The organism is Dactylosporangium aurantiacum, from assembly GCF_000716715.1.
Classification (GTDB): domain Bacteria; phylum Actinomycetota; class Actinomycetes; order Mycobacteriales; family Micromonosporaceae; genus Dactylosporangium; species Dactylosporangium aurantiacum.
The window spans coordinates 1-19,555 of record NZ_JNYJ01000003.1; the positions used below are offsets into that span (position 1 = coordinate 1).

General features: G+C 74.0%; 19 protein-coding genes. 12 read left to right on the forward strand and 7 right to left on the reverse strand.

What is annotated here, in order from left to right:
* Positions 1-4 precede the first annotated feature (4 nt).
* From OP18_RS54755 to OP18_RS03700, 5 genes are all read left to right on the forward strand, one after another.
* On the forward strand, positions 5-118 hold the full coding sequence (locus tag OP18_RS54755; RefSeq protein ID WP_245635256.1) for a hypothetical protein: 114 nt from the start codon (positions 5-7) through the stop codon (positions 116-118).
* A 17-nt stretch (positions 119-135) separates the two neighbouring features.
* Positions 136-2,238, forward strand: a complete 2,103-nt coding sequence (locus OP18_RS03685) for a 3-hydroxyacyl-CoA dehydrogenase NAD-binding domain-containing protein (protein ID WP_033357299.1) — start codon at positions 136-138, stop codon at positions 2,236-2,238.
* Between the two features lie 127 nt (positions 2,239-2,365).
* Positions 2,366-4,951, forward strand: a complete 2,586-nt coding sequence (locus OP18_RS03690; protein ID WP_033357300.1) for a hypothetical protein — start codon at positions 2,366-2,368, stop codon at positions 4,949-4,951.
* 73 nt (positions 4,952-5,024) lie between these two features.
* Entirely contained in the window at positions 5,025-5,495 is a 471-nt protein-coding gene (locus OP18_RS03695; RefSeq protein ID WP_033357301.1) for a MarR family winged helix-turn-helix transcriptional regulator, read from the forward strand.
* 47 nt (positions 5,496-5,542) lie between these two features.
* Positions 5,543-7,072, forward strand: a complete 1,530-nt coding sequence (locus OP18_RS03700) for an MFS transporter (protein ID WP_063745425.1) — start codon at positions 5,543-5,545, stop codon at positions 7,070-7,072.
* Here OP18_RS03700 and OP18_RS03705 read toward each other — a convergent pair.
* The 3 genes from OP18_RS03705 to OP18_RS03715 form a co-directional block, all read right to left on the reverse strand.
* Entirely contained in the window at positions 7,035-7,721 is a 687-nt protein-coding gene (locus tag OP18_RS03705; protein ID WP_033357302.1) for a DUF4386 family protein, read from the reverse strand. The two genes, OP18_RS03700 and OP18_RS03705, sit on opposite strands and share 38 nt — an antisense overlap.
* A gap of 66 nt (positions 7,722-7,787) precedes the next feature.
* A complete protein-coding gene (locus OP18_RS03710) occupies positions 7,788-8,486 on the reverse strand; it encodes a response regulator (RefSeq protein ID WP_033357303.1) in 699 nt (232 codons plus the stop codon).
* Positions 8,483-9,661 (reverse strand): sensor histidine kinase, encoded by a 1,179-nt coding sequence (locus OP18_RS03715; RefSeq protein ID WP_156089276.1) that lies wholly within the window; start codon positions 9,659-9,661, stop codon positions 8,483-8,485. The genes OP18_RS03710 and OP18_RS03715 overlap by 4 nt, the downstream gene beginning before the upstream one ends.
* Before the next feature lie 147 nt (positions 9,662-9,808).
* Here OP18_RS03715 and OP18_RS03720 point away from each other — a divergent pair, with 147 nt between their 5' ends.
* The 3 genes from OP18_RS03720 to OP18_RS03730 all read left to right on the forward strand — a co-directional run bounded on the left by OP18_RS03720 (position 9,809) and on the right by OP18_RS03730 (position 14,001).
* Positions 9,809-10,690 (forward strand): ABC transporter ATP-binding protein, encoded by an 882-nt coding sequence (locus tag OP18_RS03720; protein WP_033357304.1) that lies wholly within the window; start codon positions 9,809-9,811, stop codon positions 10,688-10,690.
* 85 nt (positions 10,691-10,775) lie between these two features.
* Positions 10,776-11,564 (forward strand): ABC transporter permease, encoded by a 789-nt coding sequence (locus OP18_RS03725; protein ID WP_033357305.1) that lies wholly within the window; start codon positions 10,776-10,778, stop codon positions 11,562-11,564.
* 136 nt (positions 11,565-11,700) lie between these two features.
* Positions 11,701-14,001, forward strand: coding sequence for a HelD family protein (locus tag OP18_RS03730; protein WP_081970313.1), 2,301 nt, complete (start codon positions 11,701-11,703; stop codon positions 13,999-14,001).
* A gap of 256 nt (positions 14,002-14,257) precedes the next feature.
* On the opposite strand, the gene OP18_RS03735 is transcribed toward OP18_RS03730, so the two are convergent.
* The 4 genes from OP18_RS03735 to OP18_RS59475 all read right to left on the reverse strand — a co-directional run bounded on the left by OP18_RS03735 (position 14,258) and on the right by OP18_RS59475 (position 16,325).
* Positions 14,258-14,926 carry a class I SAM-dependent methyltransferase gene (locus OP18_RS03735; RefSeq protein WP_033357452.1) on the reverse strand — a complete coding sequence of 223 codons (669 nt, stop codon included), beginning with the start codon at positions 14,924-14,926 and terminating at the stop codon, positions 14,258-14,260.
* Between the two features lie 41 nt (positions 14,927-14,967).
* Positions 14,968-15,186, reverse strand: a complete 219-nt coding sequence (locus tag OP18_RS03740) for a nuclear transport factor 2 family protein (protein WP_033357306.1) — start codon at positions 15,184-15,186, stop codon at positions 14,968-14,970.
* Between the two features lie 323 nt (positions 15,187-15,509).
* On the reverse strand, positions 15,510-15,719 hold the full coding sequence (locus OP18_RS59470; RefSeq protein WP_211273437.1) for a hypothetical protein: 210 nt from the start codon (positions 15,717-15,719) through the stop codon (positions 15,510-15,512).
* Positions 15,720-15,809: 90 nt separating this feature from the next.
* Positions 15,810-16,325 (reverse strand): transglutaminase-like domain-containing protein, encoded by a 516-nt coding sequence (locus tag OP18_RS59475; protein WP_211273438.1) that lies wholly within the window; start codon positions 16,323-16,325, stop codon positions 15,810-15,812.
* Between the two features lie 104 nt (positions 16,326-16,429).
* On the opposite strand from OP18_RS59475, the gene OP18_RS59480 reads away from it, so the two are divergent.
* From OP18_RS59480 to OP18_RS03765, 4 genes are all read left to right on the forward strand, one after another.
* Positions 16,430-17,233 (forward strand): hypothetical protein, encoded by an 804-nt coding sequence (locus tag OP18_RS59480; RefSeq protein ID WP_052386192.1) that lies wholly within the window; start codon positions 16,430-16,432, stop codon positions 17,231-17,233.
* A gap of 107 nt (positions 17,234-17,340) precedes the next feature.
* Positions 17,341-17,601 (forward strand): ribbon-helix-helix domain-containing protein, encoded by a 261-nt coding sequence (locus tag OP18_RS03755; protein WP_033357307.1) that lies wholly within the window; start codon positions 17,341-17,343, stop codon positions 17,599-17,601.
* Between the two features lie 5 nt (positions 17,602-17,606).
* Positions 17,607-17,999 (forward strand): hypothetical protein, encoded by a 393-nt coding sequence (locus OP18_RS03760; protein ID WP_033357454.1) that lies wholly within the window; start codon positions 17,607-17,609, stop codon positions 17,997-17,999.
* A gap of 93 nt (positions 18,000-18,092) precedes the next feature.
* Complete coding sequence (locus OP18_RS03765) at positions 18,093-18,926, forward strand: hypothetical protein (RefSeq protein ID WP_033357308.1); 834 nt, start codon at positions 18,093-18,095, stop codon at positions 18,924-18,926.
* Positions 18,927-19,555: the final 629 nt, after the last annotated feature.

A 19,555-nucleotide genomic window follows, 5' to 3' on the forward strand; every position in this document is an offset into this window, starting at 1 on the left:
TGGCATGCTGCTCGGCACCCTCATCGACGAGCTCGAACGCCGCGGCCAACGCTACGGCCTCGCCACGCTGTGCATCGGCGGCGGCATGGGCATCGCGACCATCATCGAGCGGATCTGAAGGGCACAGGGAATCACATGACCGACACGATCCGCTGGGACCGTGACGCCGACGGCGTCGTCGTGCTCACCATCGACGACCCGGCCCGCTCCGCGAACACGATGAACGCCGCGTTCGTCGCCGACCTCGAAACCGTCCTGGACCGGCTCACCGCCGAACGCGACGACATCACCGGCGTCATCGTCACCTCGGCGAAGAAGACGTTCTTCGCCGGCGGTGACCTGGACCGGCTCGGCAGCCTCGGCCCCGACCAGGCCGCCGACGTCTACGCCTCATCGATGCACCTCAAAGGCCTGCTGCGCCGGCTGGAGACCCTCGGCCGGCCGGTCGTCGCCGCGATCAACGGCTCCGCGCTCGGCGGCGGCCTGGAGATCGCGCTCGCCTGCCATCACCGCATCGCCGCCGACGACGGCCGCATCGAGATCGGCTTCCCCGAGGTGACGCTCGGGCTGCTGCCCGGCGCCGGCGGGGTCGTACGCACCGTGCGGCTGCTCGGCGTCGCCCAGGCGCTGCTCACCGTGCTGCTGCGCGGCCAGCGGCACCGCCCGGCCGCCGCCCTCGAACACGGCCTCGTCCACGAGCTGGCACCCCGCGACGAGCTGCTGGCCCGGGCGAAGGCGTGGATCGCGGCGAACCCCACCGCCGTGCAGCCGTACGACGTCAAGGGCTACCGGATCCCCGGCGGCACCCCCGCGCAGGCGTCGTTCGCGGCGAACCTGCCCGCGTTCCCGGCGACGCTGCGCAAGGAGCTCAAGGGCGCCCCGTACCCGGCGCCGCGCAACATCCTCGCCGCCGCCGTCGAAGGCACCCAGGTCGACCTCGACACCGCGTTCGCGATCGAGGGCCGCTACTTCGCCGAGCTGGCCACCGGGCAGATCGCCAAGAACATGATCAAGGCGTTCTTCTTCGACCTGCAGCAGGCCAACGCGCGCGGCACGAACGCGGCACCGTTCACGAAGGTCGCCGTGCTCGGCGCCGGGATGATGGGCGCGGCGATCGCGTACGTGTGCGCGAAGGCCGGCATGCGGGTGCTGCTCAAGGACGTCACGGTCGAGGCCGCCGAACGCGGCAAGCAGTACTCGGTGAAGGTGCTGGCCAAGAAGCCGTTCCTGCCGGCGGAGGAGATCCTCGCCCGGATCACCCCGACCGCCGACCCGGCCGACCTCGCCGGCTGCGACCTGGTCATCGAGGCGGTGTTCGAGGACCCGGCGCTCAAGCACAAGGTGTTCGCCGAGATCCAGGACGTCGTCGCCCCGGACGCGCTGCTGTGCTCCAACACCTCCACGCTGCCGATCTCGTTGCTCGCCGACGGCGTGACCCGCCAGCAGGACTTCGTCGGGCTGCACTTCTTCTCGCCCGTGGACAAGATGCCCCTCGTCGAGGTGATCAAGGGCGCGGCCACGTCCGACGCGGCGCTGGACCGGGCGCTGGGCGTGGTGCGGCAGCTGAAGAAGACCCCGATCGTGGTGAACGACAGCCGCGGGTTCTTCACCAGCCGGGTCATCGGCACGTTCACCGGCGAGGGCCTGCTCATGCTCGCCGAGGGCGTCGCCGCGCCGTCGATCGAGCAGGCCAGCCTGCAGGCCGGGTACCCCGCCGCGGTCCTCGCCCTGATGGACGAGCTGACCCTGACCCTGCTCCGCAAGATCCGGCTGGCGTACGGCGACGCGTGGACCCCGACCCCCGCCGACGCGCTCATCGACCGGATGATCGACGAGTTCGGCCGGCCGGGACGCTCCGGCGGCGCCGGCTTCTACGAGTACACCGACGGCAAACGCGACCGGTTGTGGCCGGGGCTGCGCGAGCACTTCGCGAAGCCCGACGTCGACGTGCCGTTCGTGGACATGCAGGAGCGGATGCTGTTCGCCGAGGCCCTCGAATCGGTGAAGTGCCTCGACGAGGGGGTGCTGACCAGCGTCGCGGACGCCAACGTCGGTTCGATCCTCGGCATCGGGTTCCCCGGCTGGACCGGCGGCGTGCTGCAGTACGTCAACCAGTACCAGGGCGGCCTGCCGGGCTTCGTCGCCCGCAGCCGCGAGCTTGCCGCCCGCTACGGCAGCCGCTTCGAGCCGCCGGCGCTGCTGCTGGCCAAGGCGGAGCGGGGCGAGCAGTTCAGCTAGGCCCGGGCTTCAGGAGCAGTCCTCCTGAATCGGCGGAGCGTCACGATCACTCTACGTTACGGTCTTCGACTGCGGGGCGGCAGGTCAGCCGGCCGCCCCGCATCGGAGACGGACGGGGGAGACCGTGATGGCGGCGCTCGGCGTGCGACTGCGACATGGGCCGATCCGGACCGGCGCGGCGCTGGCGGCGGCGCTGCTGACCGCGATCGGCGCGACGGTGTCGATGCCGGTCGCCGCGTCCGCCGACCCCGGCCTCGCTGACCAGTACGTCACCTGGACCGACGTACCCGACACGCCGCTGGCCGCCGGTACCGTCTCCGTCGCGGCGGTCGCGTCGTCGGGCCTGCCCGTGCGGTACACGAGCAGCAGCACCGACGTCTGCACCGTCGACGGCGACGTGGTCACCCTGCACCGGCAGGGCCGCTGCACGATCCGCGGCACCCAGCCCGGCAACGCGTCCTTCGCCGCCGCCGAACCGGCCAGCACCACCTTCGCCGTCCTCGGCCGCGCCCAGCGCATCACCTGGGCCCGCACCCCCGACACGCCGGTCACCGCCGGGACCGTCCGCGTGTCGGCGACGGCCAGCTCCGGGCTGCCCGTCGCCTACACCAGCGGCACCCCCCGCACCTGCACGGTCCGCGGCGGCACCGTCACCCTCGTCGGCGGCGGCACCTGTACCGTGCGCGCCGGGCAGCCCGGCGACGACGAGTACGCGCCCGCGCCCCACGCCGAGGACTCCTTCGACGTCGCCCGGTCCGGGCAGGCGGTCACGTTCACCCGCCCCGACGACGCGTCCCTGGCCACCCGTACGGTGCGCGTCGCGGCGACCGCCACGTCAGGGCTGCCGGTCGCGGTGACCAGCGCCGACCGGCACGTGTGCACCGTGCGGCGGCACCTGGTGACGCTCGTCGGCGCCGGCACCTGCGTGCTGCGCGCCGACCAGCCCGGCAACGCCCGGTACTCGCCGGCGGCGCGGGTCGTGCGCGCGTTCGCCGTGGGCCGGGGCCGGCAGCACATCACGTTCCCGGTGCCCGGGCCGGCCGCCGTCGCCGCCGGGACCGTCACGATCGCGCCGGCCGCGAACTCGGGACTGCCGGTCACCGTCGCCGGCGCCGCCCCGGCCGTGTGCACCGTCGCCGGCGGCACCGTCACCCTGCACGCCGTCGGCACCTGCGTGCTGCGCGCGACCCGCCCGGCGACCGCGAACTGGACCGCGGCACCGGACGTCGAGGTCCGGTTCACCGTCGGCCGGGGCGCGCAGCAGGTCACGTTCCCGGCGCCGCCGCCGACCGCGGCCGGCGCGGGCACGCTCACCCTCGCCGCGGCCGCCACGTCCGGGCTGCCGGTCACCTACGCCGCCGCGACCCCGGCGGTGTGCACCGTCGCCGGGGCCGTCGTCACCCTCGTGCGGGCCGGCACCTGCACCGTGCACGCCGACCAGCCCGGCGACGCGGCGTGGGAGCCGGCCGCCCGCGCCACCGCCACGTTCACCGTCACCGGCGACGCGCAGACCGTCACGCTCGCACCGGTCCCCGACACCCGGCTCACCGACGGCACCGTAACGCTCAGGGCGGCCGCCACGTCCGGGCTGCCGGTCCGGTTCAGCGCGGCACCCCGCGACGTGTGCACCGCGCGGGGCGCCGTCGTCACGCTGCGCACCCCCGGCCGGTGCACGGTCACCGCGGCGCAGCCCGGCGACGCGGGGCACGCCGCGGCACCGCCGGTGCGGCACACGTTCACCGTCACCCGCGGCGCGCAACGGATCACCGTCACGCAGCCGCCCGCCCGGAACGTCCTGGACGGTCCGTTCACCGTCGCGGCGACCGCGTCGTCGTACCTGCCGGTCGTGCTCAGCAGCGGCAGCCCGCACGTGTGCACCGTCGCCGGGACCACCGTGACGCCGGTCGCCGCCGGTGCCTGCATCGTGCGCGCCGACCAGCCCGGCAACGACCAGTGGGCACCCGCACCCCGGGCCGGCCGGACCGTGCGGATCGCGCCCGCCGCGCAGACCGTCGCATTTCCGGCCCCGCCCGCGGCGGCGGTCTCCGACGGCACGGTCACGCTCACCGCGACCGCCACGTCCGGGCTGCCCGTCACGTACACCACCGGCGGTGACGCGTGCACCGTCGCCGGCGCCACCGTGACGCCGCTGGCCGCCGGGGCGTGCGTGCTGGTCGCGCACCAGGACGGCGACCACCGGTTCGCGGCCGCGCCCGACGTCACCGCCACCCTCACCGTGCTGCGGGACCCGCCGCCGGTCACCGTCCCCGCCGCACCACCGGCCGCCGGCGGGCTGGGCAGCACCGCGGGTGGCGCCACGGTCGGCGGGGCGGCGGTGACGGTGCACGGGGGCGGCTTCAAACCCGGCAGCGCCGTGCAGGTGGTCATGTACTCCGCACCGCAGCGGCTCGGCACCACGTACGCGGCCGCCGACGGCACGTTCGCGCTGCTGGTCGTCGTCCCCGCCGGGCTGGACCGCGGCGGGCACACGCTGCTGGCCGCCGGGCTCGCCGCCGACAACACGCTGCGGCTGCTGTCCACGCCGGTCACCGTGTCCGCCGCGGCGGCGGCGCTGCCGGTCACCGGCGGGCCGGTGCGGACCCTCGCGGTCCTGGGCGCCTGGGCGGTGCTCATCGGCACCGTCCTGCGGCTGCTCGGCCGGCGCGGCTGGCCGCACCGGTGGACGTACCGGGCTCGGCACGCCCTCACCTGACCGACATCCGGAGGGGCACAAACAGTTTGTTGGCAGATCATCCGCCGGCAGTCGTATTGCTACGCTCGGAGGTATGACCGCACCGACCCGGGCGGAGCCCGACCTGTCGTTCCTGCTCGACCACACCAGCCATGTCCTGCGCACGCAGATGGCCGCGGCGCTGGCCGAGATCGGCCTGACCCCCCGGATGCACTGCGTGCTCGTGCACGCCGTCGGCGCGGAGCGCACGCAGATCCAGCTGGCCGAGATCGGCGGCATGGACAAGACCACGATGGTGGTCACCGTGGACGCGCTGGAGAAGGCCGGGTACGCGCAGCGCCGCCCGTCCAGCACCGACCGCCGGGCCCGGATCATCGCGGTGACGCCCGAAGGGGCGCGCATCGCCGAGCGCAGCCAGGAGATCGCCGACGGCGTGCACGCCGCCGCCCTCGGCTCGCTGCCCGCGGACGAGCGTGAGGTGCTGGTACGAGCGCTGCACCGGCTCGCGACCGGGCACTGCGCCACGCCCGTGGAGGCACCCGGGGTGCGCCGCGCCCGCCAGTGAGCCCGTAAGAGATGGTTTCGTAGCGGACTATCTGTTACGGTCGGACCATGCACACCAACCGTGGGGCGGCCCTGGCCGTCCTTGCCGCCGGCATGCTCATGACCGTCCTGGACGGCAGCATCGTCACCGTCGCCATGCCCGTCATGCAGGCCGACCTCGGCCTCAGCCCGGCCGGGCTGACCTGGGTCGTCAACGCGTACCTCATCGCGTTCGGCAGCCTGCTGCTGCTCGCCGGGCGCCTCGGTGACCTGCTCGGCCGCCGCCGCATGCTGCTGGCCGGCACCGCCGTGTTCGTGCTCGCCTCCGCCCTCGCCGGCCTCGCGACCGGCCCGGGGACGCTCATCGCGGCCCGCTTCCTGCAGGGCGCCGGCAGCGCCATGTCCAGCGCCGTCAGCCTCGGCATCATCGTCACCCTGTTCCCCGCCCCGGCCGAGCGGGCGAAGGCGTTCGGGGTCTTCGCGTTCACCGGCGCCGCCGGCGCCTCCATCGGCCAGGTCCTCGGCGGTGTGCTCACCGACCTGCTCAGCTGGCACTGGATCTTCCTGATCAACGTGCCGATCGGGGTCGCCGCGCTCGCCCTGACCGTGCCGTTCGTGCCCGCCGACCGCGGCCTCGGCCTGCGCGCCGGCGCCGACGTCCTCGGCGCGGTCCTCGTCACCACCGGGCTGATGACCGGCATCGCCGCCGTCGTCCAGCCCGCCGGCCGGCTGCTGTTCTCCGTCGCCGCGGTGCTGCTGCTGGCCGGGTTCGTCGCCCGGCAGACCACCGCCCGCACCCCGCTGATGCCGCTGCGGGTGCTGCGCTCCCGGCAGGTCGCCGGCGCCAACGTCCTGCAGATCCTGATGATCGGCGCGATGTTCTCATTCCAGATCCTGGTCGCCCTGTACATGCAGCGCGTCCTGCACTACACCGCCCTGCAGACCGGCCTGGCGATGCTGCCCGCCGCCCTGGCGATCGCGGTGGTGTCGCTGCTCGTGTCGGCCCGCGTGATCGCCCGTGCCGGCGAACGGGCGGCGCTCATCGTCGGGCTGGCGCTGCTGGTGCTGGCGATGGCGTGGCTCACCCGGCTGCCCGCCGACGCCCGCTTCGTCCCCGACCTGCTGCCGGTCATGCTGCTCATCGCCGGCGGCGGCCTCGCCCTGCCCGCGATCACCGGCCTGGGCATGTCCGGCGCCCGCGCCGACGACGCCGGACTGGCCTCGGGGCTGTTCAACACCACGCAGCAGCTCGGCATGGCCCTCGGCGTCGCCGCGCTGTCGACGGTCGCGGCGGCCCGCACCGCCGGGCGGCTCGCGGACGGGGCGCCGGAGGCGGTGGCGTTGACGGCCGGGTACCGGCTGGCGTTCACGGTCAGCGCGGCGCTGCTGGTGGCGTCGATCGCGGTCGCCGCGCTGATCCTGCGGCCACCGGCGGCCGCACACACCGCCGGCGGCCGATTCCAGGCCGCCGACCAAGCCCCTGCGCCCGGTGCGCTCGCAGCGTCGCCGGTCGTCAGCTCGACCGCCCCGGGCCCCGGGTCCGCACCGCAGGACCGGCCCGCTACGAGCGGTCGGCCCACGCCCGGCGCAGCATCGTGAGCCCGGCCGCCAGCAGCCACAGCTGCGCCAGCACGGAGCCGAGGATGCCGTACAGCAAGGCACCCGGGAACAGCGACGGCGACAGGAACAGGCCGCTCGCGGCGAGCAGCGTGACGGTCCCGACGGCTACGCCGGCCCAGCCGAGCCACGCCGGCGCGTCGTGCAGGACCAGGGCCGCCCCGATCAGGGCCAGGCCGATCCCGTACAGCAGCGCCATCGCGATCAGCGACGGGCCGTGGGTAGCCGCGGCCACCGCGTGCGCGGCGCCGATCAGGTCGGCGCGCTCCTCCGGGGTGGCGTGCTCGGCGGCGGCGGACAGCTCCGGCAGGGCCAGACCTTCGCTGGTGCTCTCCACGGCGAACACGGCCAGCCCGACCATCGAGCTCGCCAGCCCGGCACGCCCCAGCAGCGCCGCGGACGGCCGGGTCAGGGAACGCACCAGGGCGACCAGCCCGGCCAGGGTCAGTACGGCGGCGAATACGGCCACCAGGTGGACCGCCGCGTACGAGGGACGGGAAGCGACGAAATGCAGCGCGGCCTCGGCGTGGGCGGCCGGGGTGTCGCCGTGCAGGAGGCGGGCCGTGGTGAACGCGACGGCGCCGAGGACGACGCAGATGCCGCCGGTCCGCAGGTGCGAGAAGTGAGCCATGCCGATGATGCTCGCTGCGCCGGCGGGTCGGGGCGTCCGCCGTGGGAAGACACCGCGGGGGTGCCGCTACCGCGGCGCCGTACTCCCGGGGGAGTACCTGTCCGGTGTCATCAGCCCGCTCTGGTACGCGAAGACGACCAGCTGGGCGCGGTCGCGGGCGCCGAGCTTGACCATCGCCCGGGACACGTGGGTCTTGGCGGTCAGCGGGCTCAGCACCAGATGCCCCGCGATGTCGTCGTTGGACAGGCCCTCGGCGACCAGCCGGACCACCTCCTTCTCCCGGACGGTCAGCAACGCCAGCTCCGGCGGCTCCGGCCGCGGCCCGGCCGGCCCGTGCGGCACCCCCGCGGAGCGGGCGATCACCATGCGGGTGACCGCCGGTGACAGCAGCGCGTCGCCACGCGCGATCACGCGGACCGCCTGCAGCAGCTCGTCGGGTTCGATGTCCTTGACGAGGAACCCGCTCGCGCCCGAGCGCAGCGCCGCGAAGACGTGCTCCTCCTCGGCGAACGTGGTGAGCGCGACCACCCGGACCGCGGACAGGTACGGGTCGTCGGTGATCCGTCGGGTCGCCGTCACGCCGTCGACCTCGGGCATCCGCAGGTCCATGAGCACGACGTCGGGCAGCAGGCTGCGGGTCAGCGCGATCGCCTGGCCGCCGTTGGCGGCCTCGCCGACGACCTCGATGTCGGCCGCGCTGTCCAGCAGCACCCGGAAGCCCGCCCGCACCAGGGCCTGGTCGTCGGCGAGCAGGACCCGGATCACGCCGGCGCCCCGTGGTCCGCGGCGGGCCCCGCCGGGTGCAGGGGCAGGCTGGCCCGGACACGGAACCCGCCGCCTGCCCCGGGGCCGGCCTCGAACTGCCCACCGAGCCGCTCGACCCGCTCCCGCATGCCCGTCAGGCCGTGACCGCCGGTGCTCGCGCGGCCGTCGACGCCGGCGCCGTCGTCGGTCACCTCGGCGATGAGCCGGTCCGGTCCCCAGGCGAGGCGGGCACGGGCGCGTGCGGACGGTCCGGCATGGCGCAGCACGTTCGTCAACGACTCCTGCAGGATGCGGTACGCCGCCCGGTCGACCTGTCCGGCCGGTGCGGCGACGGCCGGCTCGCTGTCGAAGGTGACGTCCAGCCCGGCCGCACGGACGGCCTCCAGCAGGTCCGGGACCCGGTCGAGGCCCGGGCCGGCGGCGTCGCCCGGTGGCGCGCCGTCACTGCGCAGCAGGTCCAGGGTCGAGCGCATCTCCCCGAGCGCGGCTTTGCCGGTCTGCCGGATGGCGGTGAGCGTCTCACGGACCCGGTGCGGCTCCCGGTCCAGCAGGTGCAGCGCGGCCCCCGACTGCACGGTGATGGTGGCGATCGCGTGGGCCACCGTGTCGTGCAGCTCCCGGGCGATGCGCAGCCGTTCCTCGGTGACGCGGCGTTCGGTCTCGTGCCGGCGCTCGTCCTCGGCGAGTCGCAGGCGCCGCCGCACCTCCGCGGCGTACGCCCGCCGGCTGCGCACCAGCGCGCCCAGCAGCATCGCGACCGCGACGACCGCGACCTGCGGCAGGAACACCGCGACCGCTTCGAGGGGCCGCAGCCCGTCGCGGACCGACACCGCGAACCCGATGGACAGGAATGCCACCGGCACCGGCAGCGCCCACCACAGACCGCCGGCCAGCAGGACGCCGTACAGCGGGGCCACGAGCACGAGCGACGGCGGGAACCCGGGGTAGCCCAGCGCGTAGTACACCAACAGGACCGCGGCGACGACATACAGGGTGGCCAGCGGGAACCGCCGCCGTGCCAGCAGCGGCCCGGCCATCGCGGCGCCGAGCGTGTACGCCAGCCAGTCCCGGGCGACGGCGTGCGGCTCCCGCCCGGTGCTGATGGCGATCTCGGCGACGGCCAGCACCGCGGCGGCGACGGCCAGATCGGTTGCCCACCGACGCACCCATGTCACGCGGCCACCGTACGCATCCGGCTTCCCGGTGGCCAGCGCCCGCCGCACGCCGCCCGCGCGGCCCGCGGGCCGCACCGGCGGCGGCGGGTCCGGTGCGGGACCCGGGCGCGGTGGCACGATCCGGCGAAACTCTCTACACTGTAGAACGTGATTGACGCCCGGGACCTCCGCAAACGCTACGGCGGCAGCGCCGCCCTCGACGGCCTCGACCTCACCGTCGCCGCCGGCACCGTGCACGGGCTGCTCGGCCCCAACGGCGCCGGCAAGACCACCCTCGTACGGATCCTCGCCACCCTCGTGCACCTGGACAGCGGCACCGCCACCGTCGCCGGCCACGACGTGCACCGTCACCCCGAGCGGGTCCGCGCCGCGATCGGCCTCGTCGGCCAGCACGCCGCCGTCGACGAGCTGCTCAGCGCCCGGCAGAACCTCGTCATGTTCGGCCGGCTCAGCCACCTCGGCCACCGCGCCGCACGCCGCCGCGCCGACGCGCTGCTCGAGCAGTTCGGCCTCACCGACGTGGGGGAGAAGCCGGCCGGCCGGTTCTCCGGCGGGACGCGCCGCCGCCTCGACCTCGCCGCCGGCATGATCCTCACCCCGCGCGTGCTGTTCCTCGACGAGCCGACCACCGGCCTCGACCCGCACGCCCGCGCCGAGGTGTGGACCGCCGTGCGCCACCTCGCCGCCGGCGGCACCACGGTGCTGCTCACCACCCAGTACCTCGACGAGGCCGACCAGCTCGCCGACCACGTCAGCGTCATGCACCACGGCCGGGTCATCGCCGCCGGCACCCCCGCCGAGCTCAAGGGCCCCGACCGGCTCGACGTGCTCACCACCGGCGACCCCGCCACCGCCGCGGCCCGCCTCGGCACTCTCGGCCCCGTCACCGTCGACGGCCGCAAGGTCAGCGTCGCCGTCCACGACCGGGTCGCCGCCCTCACCCTCGCCGCCACCCTGCCCGACGTCGCCGACATCACCGTGCGCCGCCCCACCCTCGACGAGGCGTTCCTGCACCTGGTGGCGGCATGAGCGGCCCGCAGCGCAGCGGAGGGCTGCGAATCAGCAGCTCAGGGTGGAGCTCAGGCCGGCGCCGGAGCGCAGCGGAGGTGACGGCATGAGCGGCCCGCAGCGCAGCGGAGGTGACGGCATGAGCTGGGTCATGCATGACGGGTGGGTCATGACCGGCCGCGAGCTGGCCCACCTGCGCCGCGCTCCCGGCCAGCTCGCCCTCACCCTGCTGTTCCCGGTCCTGCTCGTGCTCATGTTCGCGTACGTCCTCGGCGGCGGCATGCAGGTCACCGGCGGCGACTACCGCGAGTACCTGCTGCCCGGCATGTACGCCATGACCATGCTCTTCGGCGTCGAGTCGACGTTCGCCGCGATCGCCACCGACACCGGCCGCGGCGTCACCGACCGGTTCCGGTCCCTGCCGATGGCCGCCTCCGCGCAGGTCACCGGCCGCGCCGTCGCCGACCTGCTCACCTCCGCGCTCGGCCTGCTCGTCATGCTCGGCTGCGGGCTCGCCGTCGGCTGGCGCTTCCACGACGGCCCCGCCGCCGCGCTCACCGCCGTCGCGCTGCTGCTGTGGTTGCGCTTCGCCGTACTGTGGATCGGCATCTGGCTCGGCCTGCTCAGCGGCAACCCGCACCTGCTCGTCGCCGTGCAGATCCTCGTCTGGCCCGTCGCGTTCCTGTCCAGCGCCCTCGCCGCACCACAGGACATGCCCACCTGGCTCGGCGCGCTGGCCCACTGGAACCCGCTGTCGGCCACCGCGGACGCGACCCGGGCCCTCTTCGGCAACCCCGGCGGCGGCGCGACCTGGCCCGCCCTGCTGTGGCCGGCCATCCTCACCGCCGTGTTCATGCCGCTGTCCGTCAGGCAGTACCGGCGGCTGTCCCGGTAGGCGCTAAACTAGAGCGTTCCGGCATCAAAAAAGGCGCCCTCGGGCGCCTGACTGATGGAAATGTTAGCCGACTGGAGACGGGTTGTCAAACGCATCCGACGCATCCGAGCTCGCAACTGAGCAAGCGCATCTCACGATGCTGTACGGGCACCTCGACAGACTGCGGGAGGACGCGTCCGCGCACCTGCAACGGGCGCAGCGCTTCACCGGGGGCACCCCCGCCGACCGTTCCCACCGCGACTCCGAGACCACCCTCTACACCGACCGGGTCGGCCAGTACAGCGCCGTGGAGCACGGGCTGTGCTTCGGCCGGCTCGACTTCCAACCCGACAACGGCTCCCGCGGGGAAGTCCGCTACATCGGCCGGATCGGCATCTTCGACGAGGACAACGACTACGAGCCACTGCTCATCGACTGGCGCGCCCCCGCGTCCCGCCCGTTCTACCTGGCCACCGCCGCCGCCCCCGAGGGCGTGCGCCGCCGCCGCCACATCCGCACCGACCGGCGCACCGTCACCGGCATCGACGACGAGGTCCTCGACCTCGACGAGACCCACCACACCGGCCGCGGCGCCCACGACGGCGTCGCCGGCGAAGCCGCCCTGCTGTCGGCGCTGAACGCGTCACGCACCGGCCGGATGAAGGACATCGTCGAGACCATCCAGGCCGAACAGGACCACGTCATCCGCGCCGACCTGAACGGCGTCCTCGTCGTGCAGGGCGGCCCCGGCACCGGCAAGACCGCCGTCGCGCTGCACCGCGCCGCGTACCTGCTCTACACCCACCGGCAGATGCTGTCCTCCCGGGTCGTGCTCATCGTCGGACCGAACCCGACGTTCCTGCGCTACATCAGCCAGGTCCTGCCGTCCCTCGCCGAGACCGGCGTTCTGCTCGGCACCATGGGCGACCTGTTCCCCGGCGTCGTCGCCCACACCGACGAACCCGCCGAGATCGCCGAGATCAAGGGCCGCGCCGCCATGGTCGACGTCCTCGCCGCCGCCGTCCAGGACCGCCAGCGCGTCCCCGACGAGCCGATCCCCATCCACCTCGACATCCTCGACGGCGCCGCCGTCATGCTCGACCCCGAGGTCATCGCCGACGCCCGCGACCGCGCCCGCCACTCCGGCAAGCTGCACAACCTCGCCCGACCCATCTTCGACACCGAGATCATCCACGCGCTGTCCCTGCTCGTCGCCGACACCATCGGCATCGACCCGTACGCCGACGACCCCCTCGGCGGCGACGACGCCCCCGGCGACCCGCAGATCCTCGAGGAGGCCGACCTCGCCGAGATCCGCCGCGAGCTGCGCGGCGAGGCCGAGGTCCTCGGCGCCCTCGACTGGCTGTGGCCCATCCTCACCCCGCAGCAGCTCGTCGCCGGCCTCTTCGCCTCGACCGCCCGCCTCACCGCCGCCGGCGCCCCCCTGCAGCTGCAGCGCTCCGCCCGGTCCGGCTGGACCCCCGCCGACGTGCCGCTGCTCGACGAGGCCGCCGAACTGCTCGGCGAGGACGACACCATCCGCGAGATCATCGCCGAACGGCAACGCAAACGGCAGATCGCCTACGCCGAAGGCGCCCTGGAGATCGCGTTCGGCTCCCGCTCCATCGACGTCGAGGACGAGGACGACCCCGAGCTGCTGTCCGTCACCGACCTCCTCGAAGCCGACCGCCTCGCCGAACGCCAGGACGAGAGCTCCGCCCTCACCCCGGCCGAACGCGCCGCCGCCGACCGCAAGTGGGCGTTCGGGCACGTCATCGTCGACGAGGCGCAGGAGCTGTCACCCATGGCGTGGCGGCTGCTCATGCGCCGCTGCCCGTCGCGCTCCATGACCGTCGTCGGCGACGTCGCCCAGACCGGCGACCTCGGCGGCGCCGCATCCTGGGCGTCCGCCCTCGACCCGTACGTCCCCGGCCGCTGGCGCCTGCGCGAGCTCACCGTCAACTACCGCACCCCCACCGAGATCATGGCCGTCGCCGCCGGCGTCCTCGCCGGCATCGACCCCGACCTGGAGCCACCCCGCTCCGTGCGGGCCACCGGCGTCGACCCGTGGTTCCGTGGCGTCACCCCGGCCCGCCTGCCCGACGCCCTCGCCGAGGCCGCCCTGGCCGAGGCCGCCGAGGCAGGTGACGGCCGGCTCGGCATCATCCTCCCGGCCGGGTCCTTCGCGGATCTGGTACCGGCGGTGCTGAAGGCCCTGCCGGACGCCGCCGTCGGCGACGAGCCGGAGCTGTCCGCGAAGGTGGTCGTCCTCACCGTCAAACAGGCCAAGGGCCTCGAGTTCGACGGCGTCATCGTCGTGGACCCGGACCGGATCGTGGAGGAGTCACCCCGCGGGGCGAACGACCTCTACGTGGCCCTGACGAGAGCCACCCAGCGGCTCGGCGTCCTGTACCCGGGGACGCTGCCGGATTCGCTGCTGGCGGTCGTCGGCATGTGACCGTGCCACCGCGGCGATCCCACCGCCGCGCGGACGGGTGCCCCCGGGGCCGGTCTGTCCGGTTCCCGGGGCACCTGATTCCGCGCCGCAGTCCGCGTTCCCGCGGTCCGGGCTCTTCTCGGAGTGGGGTATCCCCGTCGCCCGGCTTCCCGGCGCGGGCTTCCCGGCCTGCATCCCGGGCCTGGGAGGTTTCTCGGTGGGAGCGTGATGGGTCGGACTCCAGCACGCTCACCGAACCGGCGCCGACCCGGGATGCCTAGTCCCGTGCCGACCTGTCCGTGAGCCTAGCAACACCCCGGATGAAGCCTCCGTCGGCGGGGTCCACCTGTGCGGTCCACCCGAGTTTCCCCAGTTCAGCCGCGAGCCCACCGGCATCGTGGAACAGTTTCACGATCTCGTGCTCACTGCCGTCCTTCAACGTGCGCAGCACCGTCGCCCGGTCCCCGGGCACCACCCGCTCCGTGTCGCGCTCCGCCGCGTCGGTGTCCACGAACACCACCCGCCCACCCGGCCGCACCGCCCGCGCCACCGTCGCCCAGAACGCCGCGAACCGCTGCGGCGGCACATGCGACAACCAGAACGCGAAGAACACCGTGTCGTACCGCCGCCGCGGCTGCCACGCGAACAGATCCGCCTGCTCGAACGTCGCCACCAGCCCCGCCGCCTCGACCCGCCGCCGCGCGATGTCCAGCATCTCCGGCGCCCCGTCGACCGCGGTCACGTGCGTCGCCCGCTGCGCCAGCCGCACCGTCCACTGCCCGGTCCCGCACGCCAGCTCCAACACGTCCCCGCTCACCGGCAGCCGCTCGACCAGGTCGGTCAGGTGCCGGAACCCCCGCTCGGCGTACACCTCGTCGTACTCCGGCGCCCGCGCCCTGTAGTACGCCAACTGCCCGTCCAGCAGCGCGTCCAACCCGTCCGACATGCCCGGCAGTCTATGCGTGTCGACCCGGCCCGGGCTGGAAGTCAGCTCGACGTCCACCGGTACACCTGCCCGTCACGCAGCTCGTGGAAGTCGGGCGGGCCCGGCACCGGCCCAGCGGCCAGCCTGGCCAGCACGTTCCGGCGGCCACGGATCGCGGTGCCCGGCTCGCTCCAGTGCGGGTACGGATGCAGCAACGCCTTCACCACGTCCCAGTCCTGCCGCCGCACCGCGTCGATCACGTCCCGGACGATCTGATCCATGCGCGTCCTCATGCATCGACAGGCTTCATGGCGGCGAGCCGGTGCCCAGCCAGGGGCGGGGGAGCGGCGGACGGGGGAGAGCGTTACGACTCCCCGGACACGCCCGCCCGACAACTCGACAACTCGACAACTCGACCGCCCAACGACGAGCCACGCGGACGAGCCACGCGGACGAGCCACGCGGACGAGCCACGCGGACGAGCCACGCGGACGAGCCACGCGGACGAGCCACAGATCCAGCGCGACGCGCCGCCGGGCGCGTACCGCCCGGCGCCCGTGCGGCTGGCGGCCGACCACCGGTTGGACCGGCGCGTGGCGCGGGCTCACCGCAGCAGCGTCTCCGGCACCCGTAAGTCCGGCTCGGCGTACAGGTGCGCGACCTCCGCGGGATCGTCGCTTCCGGTCACCGCCGCCACCCGGTCCAGCAGCTCGTTATAGTCGGCGCCGGTCTCGCCCTTGTACGCCGCGTCCATCCGCCCCCACTCGTCCCACGGCAGCGTCTCCACCTTGTTGAGCGCGGCCAGGTCACGCACCGCGTTGCCCTGGATCTCCGCCGGGCCGAAGTTGTCGGTGCCGGCGACCCCGAACCTGGTCGCGTCGATGCGGCCTTCCCGCCACGCCGTCTACGCCTCACCACCGGTCAGGAACAGCCCGTCGGCGAGGTCCTCGGGGTGCGGCACGACCGTGCCGCCGAGGAACTGCGCGTCGGTGCGCACCCAGCGGCCGTCGCGGTGGTGCTCGACGACCCAGTGGTCCATGCCGAACCCGGGCTGGAAATAGGTGCCGAACCCGCACCTCGCCCTGGCCGGGATGCCGTGCAGGCGCAGCAGCGCGACGGTCAGCACCGTGAAGTGCCGGCACGTGCCGACGACCCGCCGTGCCGCCGGGCGGGGCACGTGCAGCGGTGCGCCGTCCAGGCGCAGCACCGCGGCGACGATCTGCGCCGCGTGCCGCAGCTGGTTGTCGGCGAACCGCGCCTCGGGCAGCTCGAGGCGCGCGGTGTCGAACGGGTGCACGATGAGCGTGCTCGCCACCCGGACGATGCCGTCGGCGTCGCACGGCACCGAACCCAACGCATCGGACGGCACGGAGGACAGGTCGGTGAACGGTCCCGGTGTGGCGTAGTCGATCCCCGTCATGCCCAGCAACGTACCGCCGGGGTACGACACTTTCCCGCCGTGCTGGTTGACATAATGTGCATTATCGACCATCTACGAGACCGGCAGGTTATAGGCTCCCGCCCGTGAGATACGTCGACGATCTCGACGCGGACGCGTACCTCGACAACCTGCCACGGCTCGCCGAGCAGCTGCCGCCGGGTGCGCGGGCGTTCGCGACGGACCCCGCGCACTACGACTTCACCGGCCTGCGGTGCGTCAAGGACCTCACCGTCGGCGCCGTGCGGCGCGACGAGCCCGCCGGCACCGTCGACATCCGGTACACCGGCAACCCGTGGAAACACGACGAGGACCTGGTCGTGCGGTACACCGGCGTCACACGCGTCGACCTGGCCGACATCGGGCCGATCAGGCTCGACGAGCTGCTGCCCGCACCGGAGGGCTGCCGGCACGAGGTCGCCGGCCTCAACGGCACCATCGTCGTCGTGTGCGCCGACCTCACCGCGTCCTGGCAGCGGGTGCCGCGTGACGACGACCCGCCGCCAGGGTCGTGGACGCCGCTGCTGTACCTCGGCGACCGCTGGAACTGGCTCGGCCGCAGCACTGCGGACGGTGCCTGGGTCGTCGGTGTCCCGCACCGCCGCGCCGAGCCGGTCGAGGACCGGATGGACGCGCTGCTGCACGTGCTGGCCAGACCCTGGCGGGAGGCCCGGTGCCAGTGGCCCGACGGCGCGCCGCCGCTGGACGGCGTCGTCCGGCACGCGATCAGTGAGGCATTCGACTCGTGGCCGGGCTGGTGCGCCCTGGACTGGCTGGAGCGCGGCTATCCCCTGTCCGGCGAGCTTCGGGCGGCCCTGCAGGCGGTCCGGCGCGGCGACCAGACCCGTCGGAAACGAGCGTCTGCGCTGTTGCGCCGTCACGAACAGTGACGGAAAACCGGACGGGCGTGCCAGATCTTCGCAGGTGGGCACGAATATCCCCCGCAGGGGTGACGCGACGCTAGGTGATCGGCGTATGCGGCCGCTACCCTGTGCGTATGCGTGAGGTGCGCAAGGAGCGGGTCACGGTGACGATGCCCGCCGATGAGGCCGCTGCGGTGCGGCGGTTCGTGGACGCGGGTGGCGCGGAGTCGGTGTCGGCGTATGTCGCCGAGGCGGTGCGGGGCCGGTTGGCCAGGGACCGGGCGCTGCTGGCGTTGAACGAGCTGTTCGCGCGGCGGGGCGTGCGCATGGATCCCGAGCACCACGCGTGGGCGCGTGAGGTGCTGGGGGTGGCACCCGCCGGGCCGGTGTCGTGACCGCGGTGGGCGGGCGCATCCTGGACAGCTCGGCGATCCTGGGGTTCGTAGCCGGGACGCCGTACAGTTCGGCGATCGTGTGGCACGCGGTGGACCAGGGTGTGGTGCTCGCGGTGCCGGCGGCGGCGCTGGCCGAGGCGTGGGCGCAGACCTCCCCCAAGGACTATGACGTGATCAAGGTGCTGCTCAGCCTGCCGGTGGTCGTCGTGGACGACCTGACCGCCGCGGACGCCGTGGACAGTGGCGCGCTGTTCGGCGGCGACGGCGGTCCCGCGTTGATCGCCGCAGCTCATGTGGTACGCCGCGCGCAGGCCCGACCCGGTTGGGCCATCGTCACGGACCGCCCGGAGGTGCTGCGCACCCTCGATCCGCACGCGGAGATCGACGAGCTGCCCTGAGCACTCGATCTTGTCGTACGGTGTGTCGCGTTCGAAAATGTCATACCCGACTGGTAGAACGATTCCGACACATGTTCGATTGAGGAGGGTGCGATGGTTGCCGCGCGGACCGCGGCCGGGGGTTTGTCGACGGTGGAGCTGGAGCAGATCCGGGACACCCTCGCGGCCGGCCGGAAGCCGAAGGTCGTGTTCACTGAGTCTGCCGGCCAGATCGCCGGGCAGCTCGGCCAGGTCGTGCAGCTGACCGACCCTGAGCTGTCCGAGGAGTGGGTCGTCGTCCGGTTCGGCCGTGACGAGCTGCCCTTCTCCCCCGCCGACTTGAAGATCGCTCCGAAGGCGGCGCCGGCGCGTCGCACCCCGACCGTTCCAGCCCCTCGTGAGGAGACCTCTGTGGCCGCGCCGTCCACCGTCGAGCAGCCTGCCGTGTCCCCGCCGGTCGACGGTGCCGCTGAGCCCGCCCCCGCTCCCGCCGCCGACGCGCCGACCGGCGCGGTGAAGGACGCGGCGGCGGCTGGGAAGGACGCGGCGGCGGCTGGGAAGGACGCCGGTAAGGACAGCATCTCGGATGCCAAGGAGAAGGAGCCGGTGAAGGAGTCTGCTGGAGTGCCCGCGCCGAGGGCGACGCCGGCGAAGAAGGCCGCGGCGAAGCCGAAGGCGCCGGCCGGGCTGACGGTGACGCTCGCGTATGCCGACGGCGAGTGGACGGTCGCGGCCAACCAGGGCTCGAAGGCCCTCGCGAAGCCGTATGTCATCAAGGCCAGCGAGGCGCTGAAGATGGTCGGCATGCTCGACGTGCCGGGCGTGCACGAGGCGGTCGAGGAGATCGTGTCCGCGGCCCGGGCCGAGGCGGAGTCGCAGGCGGAGCGGCTGCGGGCGGAGCTGGCCGAGATCGAGGCCCGGCTCGCGGAGCTGCGCGAGGCGGAGTAGGCGCCGGGGAGTCCTCCGGGAGACGCAGAGGCAGGCCTGCGTCTCCCGGACTGCGCCGGAATGCATTGCCTGAAGGTGTCCCGGCGGCCGGGCGGTCGGAGGGCAGCCGGGCGGGGCACGGAGCGGGTCAGCCGGGTCGGCGGTCGGGTCGGCGGTCGGGTCGGCGGTCGGGTGGAAGTCGAGTCGCGGTCGAGGGCGAGCACCGTCCGCCGGGGCGGGCGCTTGCCGTGGGCGGGTGTGGTGCCGGGTCGTCGGCGGGTGTCGGCGGTCCGGCAGAGGGATTTGCGTTGTCGCGTGGCGGCGTTACCGTTCCATGGTCGATTTCGGACTCAACGGTGGCGGGGCATGACGGACGTGGAGCAGGGCGCGGCTGACCCCGTGGCGGATGGTGGAGCGCCGGGCGTTCGGGTGGACCTCTCCCCCGCTGGATCAGTGGACGCCGTCGGCGTCGCGGGTGCCAGCACTGCCACCGGGTCCGATGCCGGTGCTGCCGACGCAACCGCGGAGGCGACCGGCAGTGCCGCGGCGGCCGGCAGTAACACCGCCGACGTGGCCCGCGCTGAGGTCGGCGGAGACGCGGCCGGCGGTGCCGCGGCGGCCAACGCTGCCGTCAGCCGGGACACCGTGGC